Here is a 789-nt window from a genome sequence, read left to right on the forward strand (position 1 = left end):
AGCCTAAGAGATTTGTTGTTACTAAGCTCAGGCTGTTGAGCCCGGCCGTCACCGTGGTGGGACCCGTCAAGACGTTAGTCACACCCGGCAGTCCCGTCAGCAGGCTCAAGGATGGCACCGCCGTTAGCAGCGCTGGCAAGCCTACCGTCGCTCCTACGCACAGACTGATGCTGATGGGCGCTACGCTTGGCAGGGCCACACCCGTCACCGAGATCGGTGTGACAGCCGAGCAGCCTAAGAGATTTGTTGTTACTAAGCTCAGGCTGTTGAGCCCGGCCGTCACCGTGGTGGGACCCGTCAAGACGTTAGTCACACCCGGCAGTCCCGTTAGCAGGCTCAAGGATGGCACCGCCGTTAGCAGCGCTGGCAAGCCTACCGTCGCTCCTACGCACAGACTGATGCTGATGGGCGCTACGCTTGGCAGGGCCACACCCGTCACCGAGATCGGTGTGACAGCCGAGCAGCCTAAGAGATTTGTTGTTACTAAGCTCAGGCTGTTGAGCCCGGCCGTCACCGTGGTGGGACCCGTCAAGACGTTAGTCACACCCGGTAGTCCCGTCAGCAGGCTCAAGGATGGCACCGCCGTCAGCAGCGCTGGCAAGCCCACCGTCGCTCCTACGCACAGACTGATGCTGATGGGCGCTACGCTTGGCAGGGCCACGCCCGTCACCGAGATCGGTGTGACAGCCGAGCAGCCTAAGAGATTTGTTGTTACTAAGCTCAGGCTGTTGAGCCCGGCCGTCACCGTGGTGGGACCCGTCAAGACGTTAGTCACACCCGGCAGTCCCG

General features: G+C 61.6%; 1 protein-coding gene. It reads right to left on the reverse strand.

Features of this window, described 5'->3' with window-relative positions; genetic code table 11:
- On the reverse strand, positions 1–775 hold a 775-nt coding region (locus ACYVHB_RS32880; RefSeq protein ID WP_461056330.1), incomplete at its 3' end, for a hypothetical protein.
- Positions 776–789 lie beyond the last annotated feature (14 nt).

The sequence above is a fragment of the Spirosoma arcticum genome (assembly GCF_054779955.1).